19 protein-coding genes are annotated in these 20,791 nt (G+C 68.4%); 10 read left to right on the forward strand and 9 right to left on the reverse strand.

Annotated features, from left to right (window positions below; all coding sequences use genetic code 11):
• Nucleotides 1-2 precede the first annotated feature (2 nt).
• On the reverse strand, nucleotides 3-3,149 hold the full coding sequence (locus BCO18175_RS06015; protein ID WP_174979884.1) for an efflux RND transporter permease subunit: 3,147 nt from the start codon (nucleotides 3,147-3,149) through the stop codon (nucleotides 3-5).
• Nucleotides 3,146-4,255 carry an efflux RND transporter periplasmic adaptor subunit gene (locus BCO18175_RS06020; protein WP_174979885.1) on the reverse strand — a complete coding sequence of 370 codons (1,110 nt, stop codon included), beginning with the start codon at nucleotides 4,253-4,255 and terminating at the stop codon, nucleotides 3,146-3,148. The genes BCO18175_RS06015 and BCO18175_RS06020 overlap by 4 nt, the downstream gene beginning before the upstream one ends.
• 186 nt (nucleotides 4,256-4,441) lie before the next feature.
• On the opposite strand from BCO18175_RS06020, the gene BCO18175_RS06025 reads away from it, so the two are divergent.
• Nucleotides 4,442-5,062, forward strand: coding sequence for a TetR/AcrR family transcriptional regulator (locus BCO18175_RS06025; protein WP_174973110.1), 621 nt, complete (start codon nucleotides 4,442-4,444; stop codon nucleotides 5,060-5,062).
• A gap of 51 nt (nucleotides 5,063-5,113) precedes the next feature.
• On the opposite strand, the gene BCO18175_RS06030 is transcribed toward BCO18175_RS06025, so the two are convergent.
• Nucleotides 5,114-6,847 carry a ClcB-like voltage-gated chloride channel protein gene (locus BCO18175_RS06030; RefSeq protein ID WP_205819392.1) on the reverse strand — a complete coding sequence of 578 codons (1,734 nt, stop codon included), beginning with the start codon at nucleotides 6,845-6,847 and terminating at the stop codon, nucleotides 5,114-5,116.
• Nucleotides 6,848-6,950: 103 nt separating this feature from the next.
• On the reverse strand, nucleotides 6,951-8,018 hold the full coding sequence (locus tag BCO18175_RS06035) for a YeiH family protein (RefSeq protein ID WP_174916912.1): 1,068 nt from the start codon (nucleotides 8,016-8,018) through the stop codon (nucleotides 6,951-6,953).
• Between the two features lie 112 nt (nucleotides 8,019-8,130).
• Between BCO18175_RS06035 and BCO18175_RS06040 the strand changes: the two genes are divergently transcribed.
• The 8 genes from BCO18175_RS06040 (at nucleotide 8,131) to BCO18175_RS06075 (ending at nucleotide 16,295) form a co-directional block, all read left to right on the forward strand.
• Complete coding sequence (locus BCO18175_RS06040; RefSeq protein WP_174979886.1) at nucleotides 8,131-9,024, forward strand: LysR family transcriptional regulator; 894 nt, start codon at nucleotides 8,131-8,133, stop codon at nucleotides 9,022-9,024.
• Between the two features lie 160 nt (nucleotides 9,025-9,184).
• Complete coding sequence (locus BCO18175_RS06045; protein ID WP_174979887.1) at nucleotides 9,185-9,949, forward strand: sugar phosphate isomerase/epimerase; 765 nt, start codon at nucleotides 9,185-9,187, stop codon at nucleotides 9,947-9,949.
• 28 nt (nucleotides 9,950-9,977) lie between these two features.
• Nucleotides 9,978-10,970: a sugar kinase gene (locus tag BCO18175_RS06050; protein ID WP_174979888.1), complete on the forward strand. Its 993-nt coding sequence runs from the start codon at nucleotides 9,978-9,980 to the stop codon at nucleotides 10,968-10,970.
• A 360-nt stretch (nucleotides 10,971-11,330) separates the two neighbouring features.
• Complete coding sequence (locus tag BCO18175_RS06055; RefSeq protein WP_174979889.1) at nucleotides 11,331-12,611, forward strand: MFS transporter; 1,281 nt, start codon at nucleotides 11,331-11,333, stop codon at nucleotides 12,609-12,611.
• A 5-nt stretch (nucleotides 12,612-12,616) separates the two neighbouring features.
• Nucleotides 12,617-13,582 carry an NAD(P)-dependent oxidoreductase gene (locus BCO18175_RS06060; RefSeq protein ID WP_174979890.1) on the forward strand — a complete coding sequence of 322 codons (966 nt, stop codon included), beginning with the start codon at nucleotides 12,617-12,619 and terminating at the stop codon, nucleotides 13,580-13,582.
• 450 nt (nucleotides 13,583-14,032) lie between these two features.
• Nucleotides 14,033-15,076 carry a LacI family DNA-binding transcriptional regulator gene (locus BCO18175_RS06065; RefSeq protein ID WP_174979891.1) on the forward strand — a complete coding sequence of 348 codons (1,044 nt, stop codon included), beginning with the start codon at nucleotides 14,033-14,035 and terminating at the stop codon, nucleotides 15,074-15,076.
• Between the two features lie 54 nt (nucleotides 15,077-15,130).
• Nucleotides 15,131-15,919 carry a YhfC family intramembrane metalloprotease gene (locus BCO18175_RS06070; RefSeq protein WP_174979892.1) on the forward strand — a complete coding sequence of 263 codons (789 nt, stop codon included), beginning with the start codon at nucleotides 15,131-15,133 and terminating at the stop codon, nucleotides 15,917-15,919.
• A 13-nt stretch (nucleotides 15,920-15,932) separates the two neighbouring features.
• Nucleotides 15,933-16,295 (forward strand): DUF3022 domain-containing protein, encoded by a 363-nt coding sequence (locus BCO18175_RS06075; RefSeq protein WP_043182999.1) that lies wholly within the window; start codon nucleotides 15,933-15,935, stop codon nucleotides 16,293-16,295.
• A gap of 33 nt (nucleotides 16,296-16,328) precedes the next feature.
• On the opposite strand, the gene BCO18175_RS06080 is transcribed toward BCO18175_RS06075, so the two are convergent.
• Nucleotides 16,329-16,760 carry a PGDYG domain-containing protein gene (locus BCO18175_RS06080; RefSeq protein WP_174979893.1) on the reverse strand — a complete coding sequence of 144 codons (432 nt, stop codon included), beginning with the start codon at nucleotides 16,758-16,760 and terminating at the stop codon, nucleotides 16,329-16,331.
• 134 nt (nucleotides 16,761-16,894) lie between these two features.
• Nucleotides 16,895-17,446 (reverse strand): Spy/CpxP family protein refolding chaperone, encoded by a 552-nt coding sequence (locus tag BCO18175_RS06085; RefSeq protein WP_174974591.1) that lies wholly within the window; start codon nucleotides 17,444-17,446, stop codon nucleotides 16,895-16,897.
• Nucleotides 17,447-17,701: 255 nt separating this feature from the next.
• Here BCO18175_RS06085 and BCO18175_RS06090 point away from each other — a divergent pair, with 255 nt between their 5' ends.
• Nucleotides 17,702-18,166, forward strand: a complete 465-nt coding sequence (locus BCO18175_RS06090) for an Lrp/AsnC family transcriptional regulator (RefSeq protein ID WP_006481526.1) — start codon at nucleotides 17,702-17,704, stop codon at nucleotides 18,164-18,166.
• Nucleotides 18,167-18,181: 15 nt separating this feature from the next.
• On the opposite strand, the gene BCO18175_RS06095 is transcribed toward BCO18175_RS06090, so the two are convergent.
• The 3 genes from BCO18175_RS06095 to BCO18175_RS06105 form a co-directional block, all read right to left on the reverse strand.
• Nucleotides 18,182-19,594 (reverse strand): sensor histidine kinase, encoded by a 1,413-nt coding sequence (locus tag BCO18175_RS06095; protein ID WP_174979894.1) that lies wholly within the window; start codon nucleotides 19,592-19,594, stop codon nucleotides 18,182-18,184.
• Nucleotides 19,570-20,235: a response regulator transcription factor gene (locus tag BCO18175_RS06100; protein WP_174974595.1), complete on the reverse strand. Its 666-nt coding sequence runs from the start codon at nucleotides 20,233-20,235 to the stop codon at nucleotides 19,570-19,572. Before BCO18175_RS06100 ends, BCO18175_RS06095 begins: the two co-directional genes overlap by 25 nt.
• A gap of 80 nt (nucleotides 20,236-20,315) precedes the next feature.
• On the reverse strand, nucleotides 20,316-20,756 hold the full coding sequence (locus BCO18175_RS06105; RefSeq protein ID WP_174979895.1) for a hypothetical protein: 441 nt from the start codon (nucleotides 20,754-20,756) through the stop codon (nucleotides 20,316-20,318).
• Nucleotides 20,757-20,791: the final 35 nt, after the last annotated feature.

Consider the following 20,791-nt stretch of genomic DNA (forward strand, 5'->3'; position numbering starts at 1 on the left):
GGTCAGGCTCCCGACGGCGCGGCAGGCGTGCCGCCAGGCGGCGGGCCGGCCTGCGGGTCGCGTTCGTCGTGCTTCACGCGGAACCACGTCGCATACAGCGCGGGCAGGTAGAACAGCGTCAGCACGGTCGCGCTCGTGATGCCGCCCATCAGCGCGGTCGCCATCGGCCCGAAGAAGTTCGAGCGCAACAGCGGGATCAGCGCGAGCACGGCGGCCGCGGCTGTCAGCGTGATCGGACGGAAGCGCCGCACGGTCGCGCCGATGATCGCGTCGATACGGCGGTGGCCGGCCGCGATGTCCTGCTCGATCTGGTCGACGAGGATCACCGAGTTGCGCATGATGATCCCGAACATCGCGATCACGCCGAGCATCGCGACGAAGCCGAACGGCTGGCCGAACAGCAGCAGCGTGGCGACCACGCCGATCAGCCCGAGCGGCGCGGTCAGCACGACCATCAGCACGCGCGAGAAGCTCTGCAGCTGGATCATCAGCAGCGTGAACACGGCGATCGCCATCAGCGGCATCTGCGCGTTGATCGACTTCTGCGCCTTCGCGCTTTCCTCGACCGAGCCGCCGATGTTGATCTGATAGCCGACCGGCAGCTGCGCGCGCAACGCGTTCAGCTTTGCGTCGACCGCATGCGTGACGTCGATGCCCTGCGCGCCGGCGCGCACGTCCGACTGCACGGTGATGGTCGGCTGGCGGTCGCGCTCCCACACGACGCCGTATTCGAGCGTCGGCTTGAAGCGGCCGAGCGAGCCCAGCGGCACCGGGCCGTTCGGGGTCGGCAGCGCGAGGCCCGCCAGCTTCGCGGGGTCGACACGGTCGGCCCGTGGCGCGCGCAGGTCGACCGCGATCAGCTTGTCGCGCTCGCGGTACTGCGTGACGGTCGTGCCGGACAGCGTCATCGCGAGGAAGCTCGACACGTCCTGCGACGTGACATTCAGCTCGCGCGCCTTCTTCTGGTCGATCTCGAAGCGCACCGAGCGCTCGGCCGGCTCGTCCCAGTCGAACTGCACGTTGACCGTGCGCGCGTCGCCGCGCATCGTCGCCGCGACCTTCTCGGCGATCGAGCGGACCGTCGCGATGCTGTCGCCGCTCACGCGGAACTGCACCGGGTAGCCGACCGGCGGGCCGTTCTCGAGCCGCGACAGCCGCGAGCGCACGGCCGGGAACTGCTCGCGCAACGTGGTTTCGAGCCAGGCCGCGAGCTTCTCGCGGTCCTTCACCGATTTCGCGGTGATCACGAACTGCGCGAAGTTCGGCAGTTGAAGCTGCTGGTCGAGCGGCAGGTAGAAGCGCGGCGCGCCGCTGCCGACGAAGTTCACCGAATGATCGATCTCGGGGCGCTTGTCGATCACTTTCTCGAGGCGTTCGGTCTCGCGCAGCGTCGCCGCGAACGACGCGCCTTCGGGCAGCCGCAGGTCGACGAGCAGCTCGGGGCGATCGGAGCTCGGGAAGAACTGCTGCGGCACGAGCGAGAAGCCCATCAACGCCACGACGAAGAGCGCGCCCGTGATCAGCAGCACGACGAAGCGCCGCTCGATGCACCAGTCGATCCAGCCGCGCAGCCGCCGGTAGAAACGCGTGTCGTAGATGTCGTGCTCGTGGTCGTCGGGCAGGTGCGCCTCGTGTGCTTGCCGCTTGCGTTCGGGCAGCAGGTGGAAGCCGAGCAGCGGGATCAGCACGACCGCCGCGAACCACGACGCGATCAGTGCGATCGCAGACACCTCGAAGATCGAGCGCGTGTATTCGCCGGTGCTCGATTTCGCGAGCGCGATCGGCAGGAAGCCCGACACGGTGACGAGCGTGCCCGTCAGCATCGGGAACGCGGTGCTCGTATAGGCGAACGCGGCGGCGCGTGCACGGGTGTAGCCCTGTTCGAGCTTCACGGCCATCATCTCGACCGCGATGATCGCGTCGTCGACGAGCAGCCCGAGCGCGAGCACGAGCGTGCCGAGCGACACCTTGTGCAGCCCGATGTCGAACAGGTACATGAAGAGGGCGGTGACCGCGAGCACGACGGGAATCGAGATCACGACCACCATCCCGGTGCGCAGGCCGAGCGACACGAGGCTCACGACCAGCACGATCGCGACGGCTTCGGCCACTGCTTCGAGGAAGTCGTCGACCGAATGCTCGACCGCGTGCGGCATGCTCGACACCAGCGTCAGCTTGAGGCCGGCCGGCAGTTGCGCCTGCAGGTCCTTCGATTCCGCGTCGAGCGCCTTGCCGAGCCGGATCACGTCGCCGCCCGGCTGCATCGTGACGCCGATGCCGAGCACCGCACGGCCGCCCGCACGCATCTGCGTGACGGCCGGGTCGTCGTAGCCGCGCTTCACCGTCGCGAGATCGCCGAGCCGGAACGTACGGCCGTTGATGCGGATCAGCGTGTCGGCGATCGCGTCGACGTTGTCGAACTGGCCGCTCGGCCGCACGAACACGCGGTCGTCGGCGGTCGTCAGCACGCCGGCCGACGAGATGTCGTTCTGCGCGTTGATCGCCTGCCCGAGCTGCTGCGGCGAGATGCCGAGGCGCGTGAGCTGCGCGTTGTTCACCTCGATGAAGATCCGCTGATCGGGGTCGCCGAAATAGTCGACCTTGCCGACGCCCGGCACGCGCAGCAGCACGGTGCGTAGCTGGTCCGCGTAATCGTGAAGCTGCGCGGGCGTGAAGCCGTCGCCTTCGAGCGTCCAGATGTTGGTGTAGACGTCGCCGAATTCGTCGTTGAAGAACGGGCCCTGCACGCCGGGCGGCAGCGTATAGCCGATGTCGCCGACCTTCTTGCGGATCTGGTACCAGGTTTCAGGCACGTCCTTCACGGGCGCCGAATCCTTCATCGTGAAGAAGATCAGCGATTCGCCAGGGCGCGAATAGCTGCGCAGGAAGTCGATGGCCGGCGTTTCCTGCAGCTTGCGGCCGATCCGGTCGGTCACCTGTTCCTGCACCTGCCGCGCGGTCGCGCCGGGCCAGAACGTGCGGATCACCATCACGCGGAACGTGAACGGCGGGTCTTCGGATTGCGCGAGGCGCGTGTACGCAAGGATGCCCGCGAGGGTCGCGAGCGCGATCAGGTAGACGACCAGCGCCTGGTGGCGCAGCGCCCACGCCGACAGGTTGAAGCGGCCTTCTTCGTAGGAAACGCTCACGATGCGAAGTCCTCCGGATGCAGCGGCGCGATCGCGCGCACTTTCTCGCCCGCGCTGACCGTGTGCACACCCTGCAGCACCACGCATTCGCCGGGCTGCAGCCCGTGCGACACCGTCACCGTGCGCTCGTTGAACCGTGCGACGTCGACGCGGCGCAGCTCGAGCGTGTCGTCCTTCGTGCGCACGACCCACACGGCCGGTTGCTGGCCGTCGTGGAACAGCGCGGTCGCGGGCAGCGTGATCGGCTGCGCGTCACCGGTGGCCGGTGCGCCGTCGAACGCGACGCTGGCCGTCATCCCGAGCCGGATCGCCGGATCGGGTGTGGCGAGCGTGAGCTTCACGCGATACGTGCGGCTTTGCGGATCGGCGGCCGGTGCGATTTCGCGGACCTTCGCGGCGAACGGGCGGCCCGGCAGCGACGGCAGCGTGACGGTGGCCGTGTGGCCCGGCGTGAGCGACGCCAGTGCGGCCTCGGGCACGTCGCTGACGACATCGACGTCGCCGGACCATGCGAGCTGGTAGACGGCCTGGCCGGCCGACACGTTCTGGCCGGTATCGGCCTGTTCGGCGGTGATGTAGCCCGCGTGATCGGCGACGAGCGTCGCGTAGCGGAGCTGGTTCTTCGCGAGCGCGAGCTGCTGCTGTGCCTGGTCGCGCTGCGCGAGCGCCGACGTGTAGCTGTTCTCGGTCTGCTCGAGCTGCGCGGTGGCGATCAGGTTTTCGCGTGCCTGCGCGCGATCTCGGTCGAGCTGCTGCTTCGCGAACGCGAGGCTGTGCGTCGCGGCATCGAGCTGCGCCTGCGCGCTCGCGGCGTTCTTCTCGACGTCGGACGGATCGAGCAGCGCGACGACCTGGCCGACCTTGACCGTATCGCCGAGGCGCACCTTGCGCTCGATGATCTTGCCGGCAATGCGGAACGACAGCGGGGTGGCGTAGCGCGGCTGGATCTCGCCGGGGAGCGTGCGTGCGACGGCAGCGCCGTCGGCATGGGCGGGCAGCGCGACGACGGGGCGCGGGGCGGGCGGCGCGGATTCTTTCGGATGACAGGCGGCGAGGACGAGCGCGGCGCCGACCAGCAGCGCGGCGCGGGAACCGGAGCGATTCACGAAACCCCCAGATGAGGTGAGAGCGAGAGCGGAACGAAGCCGGCAAGCGCGGTGGGCGCTTGCCCCGAGCGGCGCCGGCACGGGCGTGCGGACACCATCTTTCAGAAACTGTGGCGAATTCTAATACACACCTGTATCTGAATGCAAAGATGAATCCGAAAGGTAAAGGGTGCTAGACTGCGCGCCATGAAACCACAGCGCTTAACTCGCGAGCAGAGCAGGGACCAGACGCGCGAACGTCTGCTGAATGCCGCGCACCGGATTTTTATGAAGAAAGGCTATGTGGCCGCGAGTGTCGAGGACATCGCGGCGGCGGCCGGTTTTACGCGCGGGGCGTTCTATTCGAATTTCAGCAGCAAGTCCGACCTGTTGCTGGAGTTGCTGGAGCGCGATCACGCTGAAGTGCAGGCCGACTTCCAGGCGATCTTCGACGGGGGCGGAACGCGCGAGCAGATGGAGTCGATGTCGCTCGCGTATTACCGGACGCTGTTTCAGGACGACGAATATTCGCTGCTGTGGGGCGAGGCGAAGCTGCAGGCCGCGCGCGACGCGAAGTTCCGCGTGCGCTTCAACCAGTTCCTGCATGGCAAGCGCCTGCAGATGGCCGAGTTCATCCGGCGCTTCTCGGAGCGCGCGGGCACGCCGCTGCTGCTGCCGGCGGAGACGCTTGCGTTCGGGCTGATGTGCCTGTGCGATGGCGTGCAGTCGTACTACTCGGCTGATCCGCAGCACGTGTCGGCCGAGGTGGCCGAGTCGGTGCTGGCGGGATTCTTCGCACGCGTGGTGCTCGGGCGCGCGCCGGACTGAGCGGGCCCTGGCCTCGAGCCGCGCTCGCGCTGCCGGCGGCGAGGCGCCCGGTCAGCGTTCGCCGGTCATCCGCCGGTACGCATCGAGCAGCGACGTCTTGTAGACGACCCCGGCGAGCGTCGGCTCGGCTTCGCTTTCGATCACCGGCAGGCGTTCGCCCTGGAACGCCATGAAGCGTTCGAGCGCGGTGGCGAGCGGCATGTCGGGCGTGAGGAGCGGAAACGGCGTGTGCGCATAGTGCGCGGCCGTCTTGTCGGTCGTGTCGCGCTTGTCGAGGAGGTCCGACGTGATGTCCTTCAGCGCGACTGCGCCACGGAAGCGTCCGGCGTCGTCGGTCACGTACAGATACTTCACCGGATATTCGAGAAACACGCGGGTCATGTCGGCGACGCTCGCCGTGAGCGGCACGACCGTCTGCGCGGGCTGGATCAGCGCGCGCATCTGCGTGGTGCGGATCCGGCTGCGTTCCTCGGCATCCTGGTGGTGGTGCAGTGTGATCTCGTACATCGACGTCGTGCCGGTCGCGCGCGCAACGAAGTACGCGAATACGCAGGACACCAGCAGCGGCAGCACGACCTGGTAGCTGAGCGTCATCTCGAAGATCATCAGGATCGCCATCAGCGGCGCCTGCGTGGCGCCCGTCAGGAACGCGCCCATCCCGACGATCGCGTACGCGAAGTACGCCGACGTATGGCCGGGCCACACGGCTTGCATCGCGAGCCCGAACAGCGAGCCGAACACCGCGCCGACGAACAGCGTCGGCGTGAAAACCCCGCCGATCGCGCCGGAGCCGACGGTGGCGGAGGTCGCGATCACCTTGAACACGAGCACCGCGACGAGTGCCTGCCAGGTCCACGGCGAATGGAGGATGAGGTTCACCACGCTGTAGCCGTTGCCCCACACGTCCGGCACCCATACCGAGATCACGCCGACGACGAGGCCGCCGAGCGCGAGCCGCACGGGCAGCGGCACGGGCAGCCGCTTGAACTGGTTCTTCGATGCATCGAGCAGGTGCAGGAACTGCGGCGCGAGCACGCCGCACAGCGCGCCGAGCACGACGAACAGCAGCACTTCGGGGCCGGTGACGGCCGGAAACACCGGCATCTCGTACGGCGGCCGGTAGCCGGCAAATTCGCGCATCACGATGTTCGCGACGACCGACGAGACGATCATCGGGCCGAGACTTTCCATGGCGATGCCGCCGAGCACGATCTCCGACACGAAGAATGCGCCGGCGATCGGCGCGTTGTATGCGGACGTGATGCCGGCCGCCGCCCCGCAGGCGACCAGCAGGCGCAGGCGCGGCGGGTCGAAGTGCACGAAGCGGCCGACGAGCGATGCGGCGAGCGCCGCGAGCTGCACCATCGGGCCTTCGCGGCCGATCGAGCCGCCGCTGCCGATCGTCAGCAGCGACGACACGCTGCGCCACAGGCTCTGGCGTACCGGCACGATGCCGTTGCCGAGCGCGACCGATTCCATGTAGTCGGTCTTGGCGGCCTGCTTGTCGCCGCGCGTCGCGAGCAGCAGCACGCAGCCGGCGAGGAAGCCGCCCGCGGCGGGCATCCAGAACCGCACGTACCACGGCAGGCGCTTCGCCATCTGCACGAAGCTGCCGCTTTGTCCGGAAATCAGGTGCTGCATCAGGTCGATGCCTTCGCGGAACGCCATCGTGGCAAAGGCGCCGCCGACACCGACGATGGCTGACCAGATCAGCATCGTATGGGCGTCCGACAGGCGGAACAGCGTTTGGGCGCGAGTGCGCAGCTTCAGCAGGAACGAGAGCACGGCTGAAAGAGGGCGATGGAAAACGACGCGAAGCATAGCACTGCGCCGCGCCCGCGGGACCATCCCGTCGGGCGCGGCGCGCGAAGTGTCACGGGCGGGCAACTCAGCCAAGCCAGTGCTGCACGGCCCAGGTGATCCCGTAGCCGCCGGCGATCAGCCACACGTACAGGATCAAGCCGGTCATCAGCGCACGGGGGCCGGCGGCGCGGATCTGCGCGACGCGGGTTTCGATGCCGAGCGCGGTCATGGCCATCGTCAGCGCGAAGGTGTCGAGCACGTTCAGCGTGTGCGTGACGTCGGTGGGCAGCACATTCAGCGAATTGACGATCACGAAGCCGAGGAAACCGAGCGCGAACCAGGGCACGGCCACCTTGCGCTTGCCTTGCGCGCCGCCGGCGGTGGCGCGTGCCGAGCGGGCCAGCCACCAGCCGAGCACCAGCAGCACCGGCACGAGCAGCATCACGCGGGTCATCTTGACGATCGTCGCGATGTGCGCGACCTGCGGGCTGATGTCGCTCGCCGCGCCGACCACCTGTGCGACCTCGTGGATCGTGCCGCCGAAGAACAGGCCGAGGCCGGCCGGATCGAGGTTCAGCAGCCCGGCGTGATACGCGACCGGATACAGGAACATCGACAGCGTGCCGAACAGCACGACGCTGCCCACGGCCATCGCGCTCTGGTGCGGCTTCGACTGCAGCGTCGATTCGAACGCGAGCACGGCGGCCGCGCCGCAGATTGCGCTGCCGGCGGCGGTCAGCAGCGCGGAATCGCGGTCGAGCTTCATGATCTTCATGCCGGCCCAGGTGCCGATCACGAGCGTGCTGACGACGACCAGTACCGACACCGTCAGGCCCGGCAGCCCGACCTGCGCGATTTCCTGCAGGCTCACACGTAATCCGAAGAACGCGACCGCGATGCGCAGCAGCTTGCGCGCGGAGAAATTGACGCCGGCCGCCCAGCTGGCCGGCATGCCGTCGCGCAGCGCGTTGCCGTACAGCGCACCGGCGACGATGCCGACGATCAGCGGCGACAGGCCGAGCCCCGCGATCGCGGGAAGCTGGGACAGGCTCGTGACGGCGGCGGCGAACAGCGCGACGAACAGCACGCCGTTCAACTGGCCGCGCATCGACGGCGCGGCGGGGCTGAGATGGGGAGTCGGGGCAGTGGACATGGAGGCACCGTGATGGAGCGTGTTGCGATGGTGTAATCCTAATTTCGTTATATCGATATGAAAAATTGTGATTTGTGACGTAAGCTATCCGGAAAGCCGATAATTTATCCCCATGACCCCGGATCAACTGATAACGTTCGCCGCCGTCGCCGAGCACCTGAACATCAGCCACGCCGCCGTGGCGCTGCATCTGTCGCAGCCGGCCGTGTCGGGCCAGTTGCGGCTGCTGCAGGACGAATTCGGCGAGCCGCTGTACCAGCGCGAAGGTCGCGGCATCCGCCTGACCCCGGTCGGCGAACAGCTCGCGCAGTACGCGAAGGCGCAGCGCGACACCTTCGCGCAGGCGCGCGCGTTTCGCGATGCGGTACGTGGCCTCGAGGCCGGCACGCTGCGCATCGGCGCGAGCACGACGCCCGCGAGCTACCTGCTGCCGTACCTGATCGCGGCGTTCCAGCCGCGCGCGCCGCGCGTGGCGATCCAGACGATGAGCGGCAACACGGCCGACGTGGTCGCGGCGCTGCCGTCGCTCGATATCGCGATGATCGAAGGGCCGCCCGGCGAGGCGTTGCCGCCAGGCACCGCGGTGCATGCATGGCGCGAGGACGAGATCGTCGCGATCGTGCCGTCCGGGCATCCGCTGGCCGCGCCTGAATATGCTTCGGGGGTCACACTCGATTCGCTGGCGGCCCATCCGCTCGTGCTGCGCGAGGCGGGCTCCGCCGTGCGGCAACTCGTCGAGCGTGCGTTCGCGCAAGGCGCGGCGCCGATGCGCGTCGCGTTCGAGATCGCGGGCGTCGAGGCGGTGAAGGAAGCGGTGCGGGCCGGCATGGGTGTCGGGTTCGTGTCCGCGATGTCGCTGCGTCACGACGATGCCGCGCTCGTCCTGCGCTCGCTCGCGCCTGCGCCGCTCACGCGCCACTTCTCCATTCTCGTGCCGCACGGCGGCGCGCCGTCGCGGGTCGCCGCACAATTCCTCGAAATGAGCCTCGCGCACGACATCGCCTGAGCGGCCGAACCCGGCCCGGGAACGCGCGATGCGAGCCGTCAGGCGCGCGTTTGCGTCATGCCCCATCTTAGGGATTTCCTCTATGGCGTGGGTCGGAGGTGAAGCGCACCATCCGTCTCAAGCAAATGGAACCGGTTCCATTCCGGGGAAAAAGGGCAAAATGACAGACATCGTGATCGTGGCGAGCGCATTCGGGATGGACCGCGTGCGTCAGGAGGGCCACAGCGCATTCATCGCGACCGCGGCAGCATCCGGTGCGACCGGCTTCGAGGTGCGGCGCGAACTGTTCGCGTCGGAAGAGGAAGCCGCGCCCGGCGCGCTGGCCGCGCTCGGCGCGCAACTGGCCAGCCACGGGCTGTGGTCGGTCTATTCGACGCCGGCCAACCTGTACACGGAAACGGGCGCGCTCGATGCGGACGCGTTGCGCAGCGCGCTCGCGGAAGCCGACGCGCTCGGCGCGCGCTTCGTCAAATTCCAGCTCGGCGGCTTCGCCGGCAATGCGCACGCAGCGGATATCGTCGCGCTGTCGCGCGGCGCGCGGGCCCGAGTGGTGGTCGAGAACGGCCAGCTTGCGGTGGGCGGCGCGCTCGCGCAGTTCCGCGGGCTGTTCGATGCACTAGCCGCGGCGGGCATGCCCGATGCGCTCGGGATGACGTTCGACATCGGCAACTGGCAGTGGCCGGGCGAAGCGCCGCTTGATTGCGCGCAAGTGCTCGCGCCGCATGTGGAATACATTCATTGCAAGGCAGTCGCGGGCGAGGGTGCGCGCCGTTTCGCCGCTGCGCCGGCGCCGAACGACCCGCTCGTGACCGGCGTGCTCGCGGCGCTGCCGCAGCAGGCGCCGCGCGGCATCGAGTTTCCGTTCGACGCGGCCGACCTGGCGGGCGATGCGTGCCGGCGCGTCGCGTGGCTCGCCACCGCGTGACGGCGGAAGGATCCTGGAGAGTTCATTCATGAAAGCAGCACTCGATGTCGTGACCTACGGCGAAGCGATGGCGATGTTCGTCGCGACCGAGCCCGGCCATCTCGCGCACGCGGCGCAATTCGCGAAACGGATCGCGGGCGCCGACCTGAACGTCGCGATCGGCCTGTCGCGGCTCGGCTTCCGGGTCGGCTGGATGAGCCGCGTCGGCCGCGATTCGTTCGGCGGCTACGTGCTCGACACGCTGGCGCGCGAGGGCATCGACGCGTCGTGCGTGACCGTCGATCCGCGTTATCCGACCGGCTTCCAGCTCAAGTCGCGCAACGACGACGGCAGCGACCCGACCGTCGAATATTTCCGCAAGGGCTCGGCGGCGAGCCACCTGTCGTGCGACGACTACGTGGCCGACTACGTGCTCGGCGCGGGCCACCTGCACCTGACGGGCGTCGCGCCGGCGATCTCCGCGACGTCGTGCGAGCTTGCGTTCAAGCTCGCGCGCGAAATGCGCGCAGCCGGCAAGACGATCTCGTTCGACCCGAACCTGCGCCCGACGCTGTGGCCGTCCGCCGACGTGATGGCGAAGACGCTGAACGCACTCGCATCGCTCGCCGACTGGGTGCTGCCGGGTGTCGCCGAAGGGCGGCAACTGACGGGGCACGACACGCCGGCCGACATCGCGGGCTTCTATCTTGCGCAGGGTGCGCGCGGCGTCGTGATCAAGCTCGGTGCCGAAGGCGCGTACTACCGGACGGCTGACGGCCGTGACGGAACGGTGGCGGGCGAGCGCGTGCAGAACGTCGTCGACACGGTCGGCGCCGGTGACGGCTTCGCAGTCGGCGTGGTCAGCGCGTTGCTGGAGGGCAAGACGATCGAGCAGGCCGTGGCGCGCGGCAACCGGATCGGTGCGCTCGCGATCCAGGTGATAGGCGATTCGGAAGGGCTGCCGACCCGCGCCGCGCTCGATCGATTCGAAAACGTCAGCAATCGCGCCGATCGCTTAGAGGAAACCTTCACCGCGCAATGAGAGGCCGGACACGGCACAATCCGCGGACTCATTTCGTCGTGCATGCGCACGGCAAGGTACGGGACCGGGACGGGCGCTGCAGCGTTGGTCCGGGTCGATTGCGAAGCATGGGGCTCAAGTCGGTGTTAAAGAACGAACTTGGGTCGACCGCGAAGCATGGGACCTGAGTAAGTGCTAAAAGCGCTAACTCGGGTCGACCGCGAAGCATGGGACCGGAGTAAGCGCTAAAGCACTAACTCAGGTCGACCGCGAAGCATGGGGTCCAAGTAAGTGCTAAAGCACTAACTTGGACCGACCGCGAAGCATGGGACCTGAGTAAGTGCTAAAGCACTAACTCAGGTCGACACAGGAGACATTCTGATGGCCAACACTCTCGCTGCCCGCCGCTGGTGGACGATCATGCCGATCGTCTTCATCACGTACAGCCTCGCCTACCTCGACCGCGCGAACTACGGGTTCGCGGCCGCGGCCGGCATCAACCAGGACCTCGGGATCAGCAAGGGTCTGTCGTCGCTGATCGGCGCGCTGTTCTTCCTCGGCTATTTCTTCTTCCAGATCCCCGGCGCGATCTATGCGGAACGCCGCAGCGTGAAGAAGCTCGTGTTCGTCAGCCTCATCCTGTGGGGCGCCTGCGCGGCACTCACGGGCGTGGTCAGCAACATCCCGTCGCTGATGGCGATCCGCTTCGCGCTCGGTGTCGTCGAGGCGGCCGTGATGCCGGCGATGCTGATCTACATCAGCAACTGGTTCACGAAGAACGAGCGCTCGCGCGCGAACACGTTCCTGATCCTCGGCAACCCGGTCACCGTGCTGTGGATGTCGATCGTGTCGGGCTATCTCGTGCACGAATTCGGCTGGCGCCACATGTTCATCGCCGAAGGCGTGCCGGCCATCATCTGGGCCGTGTGCTGGTGGTTCCTCGTGCAGGACAAGCCGGCCGATTCGCCGTGGCTCAACGCGCAGGAAAAGCGTGACCTCGACGCCGCACTCGCGGCCGAGCAGGCAGCGATCAAGCCCATGCGCAACTATGGCGAGGCGTTCCGCTCGCCGGCCGTGATCAAGCTGTGTGCACAGTATTTCTGCTGGAGCATCGGCGTGTATGGCTTCGTGCTGTGGCTGCCGTCGATCGTCAAGAACGGCTCGGACCTCGGGATGGTCGCGACCGGCTGGCTGTCCGCGCTGCCGTATCTCGCCGCGACGATCGCGATGATTGCCGCATCGTGGGCGTCCGACAAGGTCGGTTCGCGCCGCGGTTTCGTGTGGCCGTTCCTGCTGATCGGCGCGGCTGCGTTCGCCGCATCGTACGCACTCGGCTCGTCGCATTTCTGGATCTCGTATGCGCTGCTGGTCGTGGCGGGCGCTGCGATGTACGCGCCGTACGGCCCGTTCTTCGCGATCGTGCCGGAACTGCTGCCGAAGAACGTCGCCGGCGGCGCGATGGCGCTGATCAACAGCATGGGCGCGCTCGGCTCGTTCGTCGGCTCGTACTTCGTCGGCTACCTGAACGGTGCGACCGGCTCGCCCGTCGCATCGTACGCGTTCATGAGCGCCGCGCTCGTCGCCGCGGTGATCCTCACGCTGTCCGTCAAACCCCAGGCGCGCGATGCGCATCCGCTCGCGACGCCGCTGCAAGGAAAATGAATCAGATGAAGCCCCGTATCGTCGCGTACAAGCCGCTGCCCGATGACGTCCTCGCGTACCTGCGCGAGCATGCGGACGTCGTGCAGGCCGACGGCGCCGCAGCCCTCGCCGATGCGCTCGGCGACGCGGACGGCGCGATCGGCGCGAGCCTGAAGGTCACGCCGCAGATGCTCGACCGCGCACCGCGGCTGAAGGCGTGGTCGACGATCTCGGTCGGCTACGACAACTTCGACGTCGCGGATCTCACGCGGCGCGGAATCGTGCTCGCGCATACGCCGGACGTACTGACCGAGTCGACCGCCGATACGGTGTTCTCGCTGATCCTCGCGTCCGCGCGACGCGTGGTCGAACTGGCCGAGTGGGTGAAGGCAGGAAACTGGCATCACAGTATCGGCGCCGACCTGTACGGCACCGACGTGCAGGGCAAGACGCTCGGCATCGTCGGGCTCGGGCGGATCGGCGGCGCGGTCGCGCGCCGCGCGGCGCTCGGTTTCCGGATGCAGGTGCTATACGCGAACCGCTCCGCGCATGCGGAAGCCGAGACGCAGTACGGCGCGCGGCGCGTGACACTCGACGAACTGCTCGCGCAATCGGATTTCGTGTGCCTGCAGGTGCCGCTGTCGCCGGAAACGCACCACCTGATCGGTGCGGCCGAATTCGCGAAGATGAAGCGCGGCGCGATCCTGATCAATGCATCGCGCGGGCCGGTGGTCGACGAAGCCGCGCTGGTGGATGCGCTGCGCGCGGGCACGATCCGCGGCGCGGGGCTCGATGTGTTCGAGAAGGAGCCGCTGCCGGCGGATTCGCCGCTGCTGCAGATGAAGAATGTCGTCGCGCTGCCTCATATCGGTTCGGCGACGCACGAGACGCGCCACGCGATGGCGCGCTGCGCCGCGGAAAACCTCGTCGGCGCGCTGGCCGGCGCGCTGCGCACGAATCTCGTCAATCCGGATGTCCTCGCGCAGGTCTGATCCGCCATATTTGTCCGGCCGGGGTGACGCCGGCGCTGTTAGAGGCGATGATCTTGGTGCCGGAGGGCTGGCTGCGTTATGATCGCCCGCGCGTCGCGTCGACGATGCCGGCAACGCTGCCGGTGGCGTTCCGCGACGGGTATCCGCGCCATCCGGTGCGGCCGACTGCTTTTGCAGGTGACCGGGGCGGGTGCCGACGCACCGGCGCCGATCAGCAGCGAAGCACGGGATCAGCGTAAGCTAAAGCGCCAACGCTGGCCGACCGCGAGGCATGGGGTCAGCGTAAGCGCTGAAGCGCTAACGCTGGCCGACCGCGAGGCATGGGGCCAACGTAAGCGCTGAAGCGCCAACGCTGGCCGACAGGAGATTCCACCGGGTGGCTTACGTTTCCAACAACAAAGGTCCGTCTGCTCACGAAGCGGCGCGGATCGTACGTCGCGAGGCACGACAGTGACCGATTCGCAACCAACCACGACGCGTCCGGCGACGATCAGCGATGTCGCGCGCGAAGCCGGCACGGGCAAAACCAGCGTGTCGCGCTACCTGAACGGCGAGACGCACGTGCTGTCCACCGATCTGCGCCAGCGGATCGAAGCGGCAATCGCACGGCTCAACTACCGGCCGAACCAGATGGCACGCGGGCTCAAGCGCGGCCGCAACCGGCTGCTCGGCATGCTCGCGGCCGACCTGACCAATCCCTATACCGTCGAAGTGCTGCAGGGCGTCGAGGCCGCGTGCCACGCGCTCGGCTACATGCCGCTGATCTGTCACGCGGCAAACGAAGTCGAGATGGAGCGCCGCTTCCTGCAGCTGCTCACGACCTACCGCGTCGAAGGGCTGATCGTCAACGCGCTCGGCGCCGACGAGGACGTGCTGCGCCCGCTGCGCGGGGCCGGCATCCCGGCCGTGCTCGTCGACCGGACGGTCGAAGGCTTCGAGGCCGACCTGATCGGCCTCGACAACGGCGACGCGATCGAGACGGCACTCGTACACCTGGTCGAACACGGTTTCGACGCGATCCATTTCGTCGTGCAGCCGTTCGAGCGCGTCAGTTCGCGGCGCCTGCGCGAGGCCGCGTTCCGCGCGGCACTGGCAGCGCGCGGGCTGACGGTGCCGTCGACGGTCGTGCTCGACCTGAACGAGCCCGACGCGGTCACGGCGGCGCTGGCCGACATCGATGCCCGCATCGACGACGCGGCACGGCGCGGCGTACGCGCGGCGCTGTTCGCCGCGAACGCGCCGGTCGCGCTCGCGATCGCGCGCCACCTGCGCGCGCGTTTCGGCACCGCATGGCAGCAGAGGGCGGCGCTGCTGTCGATCGACGATCCGGAATGGGCCGAGCTGATCGGGATCACGACGATCCGCCAGCCGACCTATGAAATCGGCTACAAGGCCGTCGAATTCGTGCATGAGCGGATCGACGGCGCAGCGGGCGACGTACGCGTCTCGCTGTTGCCGGGCGAGCTGGTTGCGCGCGCGTCGACCACAAGCTGAGTATCATTCGGGGCACGCAGCGCGTCAGGTGCGCTGCCCCGAACAAGGAAATACATGACTGTCGCTCCCGTCACGCTGGCGGTGCTGATCGCCGCCACGCTGATCATCGCGCTCCTGCCGCTCGTCCTCTTCCGTATCCTGCGCAAGCCGCTGGCGCTGAACCGCCGCGACACGATCGTCGGCGTGGCCGTCTTCACGCTGTTTGCGATGATCCTCGAACGCGCGTTCCACGGGCTCGTGCTGAGCCGGACGTCGCCGGATGGCTGGCTCACGCAGCCGCTCGCGTTCGTCGCGTACAGCGCGCTCGCGACCGCCGTATTCGAGGAAGTCGGCCGCTATCTCGGGATGCGTTTCCTGAACCGCCGCTACGGGCCGTCGGCCGGCGACAGCCGCGGAATCGGCTACGGGATCGGTCACGGTGGCGCCGAAGCATGGTTCGTCGGTGTACTCGTGTGGGGTCAGTGGTCGTATCTCGCGTGGCTCGCGAGCCGCGGCCAGCTCGAGACGCAGCTCGCCGACCTGCCGGGCGATACCGTCGTGCGGCTGCACGTGATGCTCGCGACGCTGTCGGCGCAGTCGATCCTGCTGTTGCTGCTCGAACGCTGCGCGGCATTCGTGCTGCAGCTGGCGCTGTCGGTGCTGGTCTGGCGCGGCGTGCGCGCCGGCCGTGCGGGCGTGTTGCCGCTCGCGATCGTGCTGCATGCGCTGGCGGCCGCGCCGACGCTGCTGTACCAGGTGCGCGTGCTGCCGGCCGGCTGGGTCGAGGCCGCGTATTTCGTGCTGGCCGCGGTCCTGGTCGTCGTGCTGGTGAAGGCATGCCGGCCGTCGAAATCGGCAGCCTGACGGGAGAGACGGGATGGATGACTATCTGATCGAATGCCAGAGCGCGGAATTCGACGCGCTCGCACGCGTGATCTGCGATCTCTTTCCGGAGCAGACGCGTTTCGCCGAAAGCAGCGACGCACGCGGGCGGTTCCTGTCCGTGCAGTGGCTCGCGATGCGATTCGGCTCGGCGCCGAAGCGGATGACGCTCGATATCCGCATCGTGCCGGCTGCGCTCGCGCGCTACCTGGCGCTCAAGCCGATGCAGCGCGCACGCAGTCATGCGGTGCTGCACGCGTATACCGAAGCGATGCTCGGGTCGCTCGAGGAGCGTCACGCGGCCGGTGAGGCCGTCGAGCGCGACGCGGAACTCGAACTCGACGAAGACTTTGCTTGATCGTTCGCGCCGGTGCAATGCCGGCGCGCTGCATTACGCGTCGCGGTAGACCTGCGCGAAGCGCTGCGCCTGCACGACACCGTAGTCGCCGGGCGCGTACTGCATCACCCAGTCGCCGGCGACGCCGCGCAGCGTGTCGCCGTTTTCCGAGCGGGCAATCGTGAACGGCTCGTCCATCCGGCGGGCGAGCACGACGGCCGGCCGGTTCCGGTAGGCGCCCGGTTCGCCGTGTGCGCGTGCCGGATCGGCGGGCAGGTACTTGGCGTCGAAGCGCGCGCGCGACACGACCCAGCGGTCGCCGGTCGAGCCCGTGATCAGCGCGTCGCCCGCCACATAGCGGTTCGGGCCTTCGAGGCTCATCAGTTCGCCGTCGGCCTCCGCGAAGGAAACGGCGACGGTTTCGTCCTTGACGACGCGACGGGCCTGCGGATCGGTACGCAGGTCGAGGTGCTTGAGTTCGAGCATGGCGGGGAAGTGCGGGAAAGCTGTAAAAGCCGGGAGCTTATCCCGAATCCGGCGCGCCGTGTGGCGCGCCGGTCGCCTGGAGCGGCGCGGCGCCGTTCGGCCCGGAGGGCGGCACGGCGCCGGCGGGGAGGGCGTCAGGGCTGCGCGGGCGCGCTGGCGGCCGGCGCGGCTGCCGCCTTGCCTTCCTTGCCCTTCGTCTTGCCCTTGCCGCGGTGCTCGCCGCCGTGATGCAGCCAGCTGCGGAACGTCGTGTCGGCCAGTGCCTTCTGGTCGGCCGGGAAGCTCTCGTAGAGCGGCGCAAACGCATCGGCGAGCTTCTTCGCGCCGTCGGCGTTCGCCTGCGACAGTTCCGCATACTGCTTCATGTCGTCGAGCGCGGAGACCTCATGCTTGGCCATCCGTTCGCGATAGAGGCGGCCCATCGTGTCGCCGTTGTCGCGCATCGTATCGGCGAAGGTCTTCCATTGCGGTTCCTGCGCCGACGTGATCTTCAGTTGGTCGTGCAGGTACTTGATGCGCTGCTCGACGCGCGCTTCGTGGCGTGCCGCGCGTTGCTCGGCGCTCGGGGCCGACGCCGCGGCCGTCGTTGCGGGGGCCTGGGCGGGCGCCTGCGGCTGCGCCGGGGTTTGCGCGAACGCGCTGGCTGCAACGGCGAGCGTAGCGAGGGTGAGCGAGATTTTCTTCATGGTTGGCTCTCCGGGGTGGTGTCTTGCGAGCGGGCGCGGCGGCAACTGCCGCAAGCACGCATCTCGCGTCGCCCGTTATTAGTAGCACGTTGAGTGCGGCGCAGCAGTGAATGCGACACTTGCTTACATCCGATACGAATCGAAATTGAAAGGTTCGGGCCGGACCCGGGCGGTGCCGTTTGGGCGGGCCGGCGTTCGGCGCTATCATCGCGTCACCTTCCACTCAGCCGGCGCGTCGCGCTCCGGCCCAGCCTCATGCGTCCACCCCGCCTCGACCAACTCGACGATCTCGACCGGCAACTCGTCGCGCTGCTGCAGGCCGATGCGCGCGCCAGCGTCGCGGATCTCGCGCGCCAGCTCGACGTGGCGCGCACGACGGTCGTCGCCCGCATCGCGCGGCTCGAACGCACCAACGTGATCGCCGGCTACAGCGTCCGGCTCGGGCAGGACGTGCTCGATGCAAGCATTTATGCGTACGTCGGCATCATCCTCACGCCGAAGTTCGGCAAGGACGTGCTGCGCAAGCTCGACCGGATGCCGGAGGTGCAGTTGCTGTGCGCGGTGAGCGGCGAGTACGACTACGTCGCGTGGCTGCGCGCCGATTCGCCCGAACGGCTCAACGACCTGCTCGACCAGATCGGCACGCTCGAAGGCGTCGAACGCACGACGACGTCGATCATTCTGTCGCGCAAGATCGATCGCGGGACGATCGGCGGCTGACGCTCGAGCGCGGTGTCAGTCGCGCCGTGCGTGTTGCGCCGGCGTATCGGCCGGGCTGTCGGGCTGCATCGTGCCAGGCGGCCGCACCAGCGGAATCCGCACCGAGATGCGCAACCCGCGCGATTCCGCTTCATCCGCATATGCGAGCGTGATGTCGGCGCCCATTCGGTCCGCGACGATCTTCACGATCGACAGGCCGAGCCCGGAGCCGATCTGCGCGTTGCCGGGCACCCGGTAGAACGGATCGAACACGCGCTCGCGTTCGTGCGGCGCGATGCCCGGGCCTGTATCGGCGATCGTCACGCATGCATGCGTGTCCGTGCGTTGCGTCGACAGATCCACGCGTCCGCCCGGCGGTGTGTAGCGGATCGCGTTGTCGACCAGGTTCATCACGAGCGACGCGAGTTCGAGCTCGTCGACGGGCACCGAGGTGTCCGGGCCTTCTTCGATGCCGATGTCGATCGCTTTCGCTTCCGCGAGCGGCATCAGGTCTTCCAGCACGCGGCGATAGATCGCATGCACCGACACGTCGCCGGGCGGCGAGGCCGGCGCGCTTTGCGCCCGCGCGAGCGCGAGCAGCTGCCCGATCAGGTGGCGGCTGCGGTCGAGCCCGCCACGCAGCGCGGCGAGCCGCGCACGCGCATCGTCCGGCAGGTCGGCATCGGCCAGGCGCTCGGCCTGCAGCGACATCGCCGTGAGCGGCGAGCGCAGTTCGTGCGCGGCGTCGGCGACGAAGCGGCGCTGCGCGGCGACCGATTGCGCGACGCGCGCCAGCATCCGGTTGATCGCGACGACGAACGGCCGCACCTCGACCGGCACGTGCTCGGCCGGCACCGGGCGCAGGTCGTGCTCGTCGCGCGCATCGATGCCGGCAGACAGCACGGCCACCGGGCGGAACAGCTTGCGCACGAGATCGGCGACGAGCAGCAGCAGGATCGGGACGAGGATCAGCAGCGGCAATGCGGTGCGCCACGCGCTTTCGCGTGCGACATCGTCGCGCATGCCGGCTTCCTGCGCGACCGCGATGCGCTCGCCGTTCGCGAAGGTCCGGACCATCACGCGATACGTGCTGCCGCCGGCATCGATCGTATGCAGCCCGTCGGCGAGCGTCGGCGCCAGTGCGAGCCGCGGTGCGCCGTCGCTGTCCGGTTGCGGCGTGCCGCCGAGCGGCTGCACGAACACGCGCGACAGCTCGTCGCTTTCGCGCGCGGGCCCGCCGGCGGCGGCATGGGGCGCCGGCGCTCGCTGGTGGTCGAGCAGGGTCGCGACCTCGCGCAGCACGTCGTCCTGCAGTTCGTGCGCTTCGTCGAATGCCGATGAAAACGCGAACGCGGCCGCGGCCGTTGCGACCACCAGGATCGCGGCCGACAGCGCGACCGACAGGCGAAACCCGATCGATTCGTTCAGCCGTTTCTTGAAACCATCCATCCCGCACCCCTGACGTTCTTGATCACGCTGCTGCCGAGCTTGCGGCGCAGCGAATGGATCAGGAATTCGACCGCATTGCTTTCGACTTCCTCGCCCCAGCCGTACAGGCGATCCTCGAGCTCGCGCCGCGACAGGATCGCGCCCGGGCGTACCAGCAGTGCGCGCAGCAGCGAGAATTCGCGATTCGACAGCGGCACCGGCGCCTGCCCGTCGACGGCGGCCTCGCGCGTCGCCGGGTCGAGCGACACGATCCCGTTGCTCAGCAGCGGCGCGGCCGAACCGGCCCGGCGCCGGATCGCAACGCGAATCCGCGCAAGCAGCTCGGCCATCTCGAACGGCTTCACGATGTAGTCGTCGGCGCCGCCGTCGAGGCCGGCCAGGCGATCGTCGAGCCCGTCGCGCGCGGTGACGATCAGCAGTGGTGCGCTGGCGTCCTTCGCGCGGATGGCGGCCAGCACGTCGAGCCCGTCGCGGCCGGGCAGGCCGAGGTCGAGCAGGACCAGGTCGTAGGGCTGCGCGGCGAACGCGGTCAACGCGCGCACGCCGTCGGTGACCCAGTCGGTGGCGTACGACGCGTCCTTCAGCGCGGCATGGACGGCCTCGCCGATCATCGGGTCGTCTTCGACGAGCAGTATTCGCATGCGTGTTCTCCGTGCCGCGCAAACGCCGCCAGCGTATGCGATTCCCGCACGGGCGTCACGTGCCGCGCGCGCGGCGCGCCTTATTTGCCGCTGAACCGGTCGAGGGCCGCGAGCAGGTTCTTCATCGCGGCGGCCGAATCGGCCTGGGTCGGATGGTCGGCGCGCAGCGCGGAGAGCGCGCGGTCGATCTCCTGGTCGACCATGTGCCAGTCGGCGGCCGCGCGCGGCTTGAGGCCGGCTTCGGCCGAGTCCCACGCGATCTCGAGATCCTTGATGCGCGTTTTCGCGCCGGGCAGGTCGCCCTTGGCGACGAGCGTGTTCACGTCGACGGCGATCGTGCGGAACTGCGACAGGTCGCCGAGCTTCGATGCGTGGGCCGCAGCAGGCGATGCGGCGGCCGAGGCGGGCACCGGAGTCGCCGCGTTCGCATCCTGCTGCTTCGAGCAGCCGGCGGCGGCGCTCAACAGGGCAATCGTGGCCGCGGCAACGGCGAGACGGGAAACGGGATGGGGGATGCGCATGGCGTGTCCTCGATTCGATGAACGGAAAGAACGGA

This window comes from Burkholderia lata, from assembly GCF_902499335.1.
GTDB lineage: Bacteria > Pseudomonadota > Gammaproteobacteria > Burkholderiales > Burkholderiaceae > Burkholderia > Burkholderia lata_B.

Bases quoted from the DNA above. Each gene is read 5' to 3' on its own strand.
- BCO18175_RS06025 (WP_174973110.1), top strand. From the start codon at position 4,442: ATGAAACCACAGCGCTTAACTCGCGAGCAGAGCAGGGACCAGACGCGC.
- BCO18175_RS06035 (WP_174916912.1), bottom strand. From the start codon at position 8,018: ATGTCCACTGCCCCGACTCCCCATCTCAGCCCCGCCGCGCCGTCGATG.
- BCO18175_RS06040 (WP_174979886.1), top strand. From the start codon at position 8,131: ATGACCCCGGATCAACTGATAACGTTCGCCGCCGTCGCCGAGCACCTG.
- BCO18175_RS06045 (WP_174979887.1), top strand. From the start codon at position 9,185: ATGACAGACATCGTGATCGTGGCGAGCGCATTCGGGATGGACCGCGTG.
- BCO18175_RS06050 (WP_174979888.1), top strand. From the start codon at position 9,978: ATGAAAGCAGCACTCGATGTCGTGACCTACGGCGAAGCGATGGCGATG.
- BCO18175_RS06055 (WP_174979889.1), top strand. From the start codon at position 11,331: ATGGCCAACACTCTCGCTGCCCGCCGCTGGTGGACGATCATGCCGATC.
- BCO18175_RS06060 (WP_174979890.1), top strand. From the start codon at position 12,617: ATGAAGCCCCGTATCGTCGCGTACAAGCCGCTGCCCGATGACGTCCTC.
- BCO18175_RS06070 (WP_174979892.1), top strand. From the start codon at position 15,131: ATGACTGTCGCTCCCGTCACGCTGGCGGTGCTGATCGCCGCCACGCTG.
- BCO18175_RS06075 (WP_043182999.1), top strand. From the start codon at position 15,933: ATGGATGACTATCTGATCGAATGCCAGAGCGCGGAATTCGACGCGCTC.
- BCO18175_RS06080 (WP_174979893.1), bottom strand. From the start codon at position 16,760: ATGCTCGAACTCAAGCACCTCGACCTGCGTACCGATCCGCAGGCCCGT.
- BCO18175_RS06085 (WP_174974591.1), bottom strand. From the start codon at position 17,446: ATGAAGAAAATCTCGCTCACCCTCGCTACGCTCGCCGTTGCAGCCAGC.
- BCO18175_RS06090 (WP_006481526.1), top strand. From the start codon at position 17,702: ATGCGTCCACCCCGCCTCGACCAACTCGACGATCTCGACCGGCAACTC.
- BCO18175_RS06095 (WP_174979894.1), bottom strand. From the start codon at position 19,594: ATGGATGGTTTCAAGAAACGGCTGAACGAATCGATCGGGTTTCGCCTG.
- BCO18175_RS06100 (WP_174974595.1), bottom strand. From the start codon at position 20,235: ATGCGAATACTGCTCGTCGAAGACGACCCGATGATCGGCGAGGCCGTC.
- BCO18175_RS06105 (WP_174979895.1), bottom strand. From the start codon at position 20,756: ATGCGCATCCCCCATCCCGTTTCCCGTCTCGCCGTTGCCGCGGCCACG.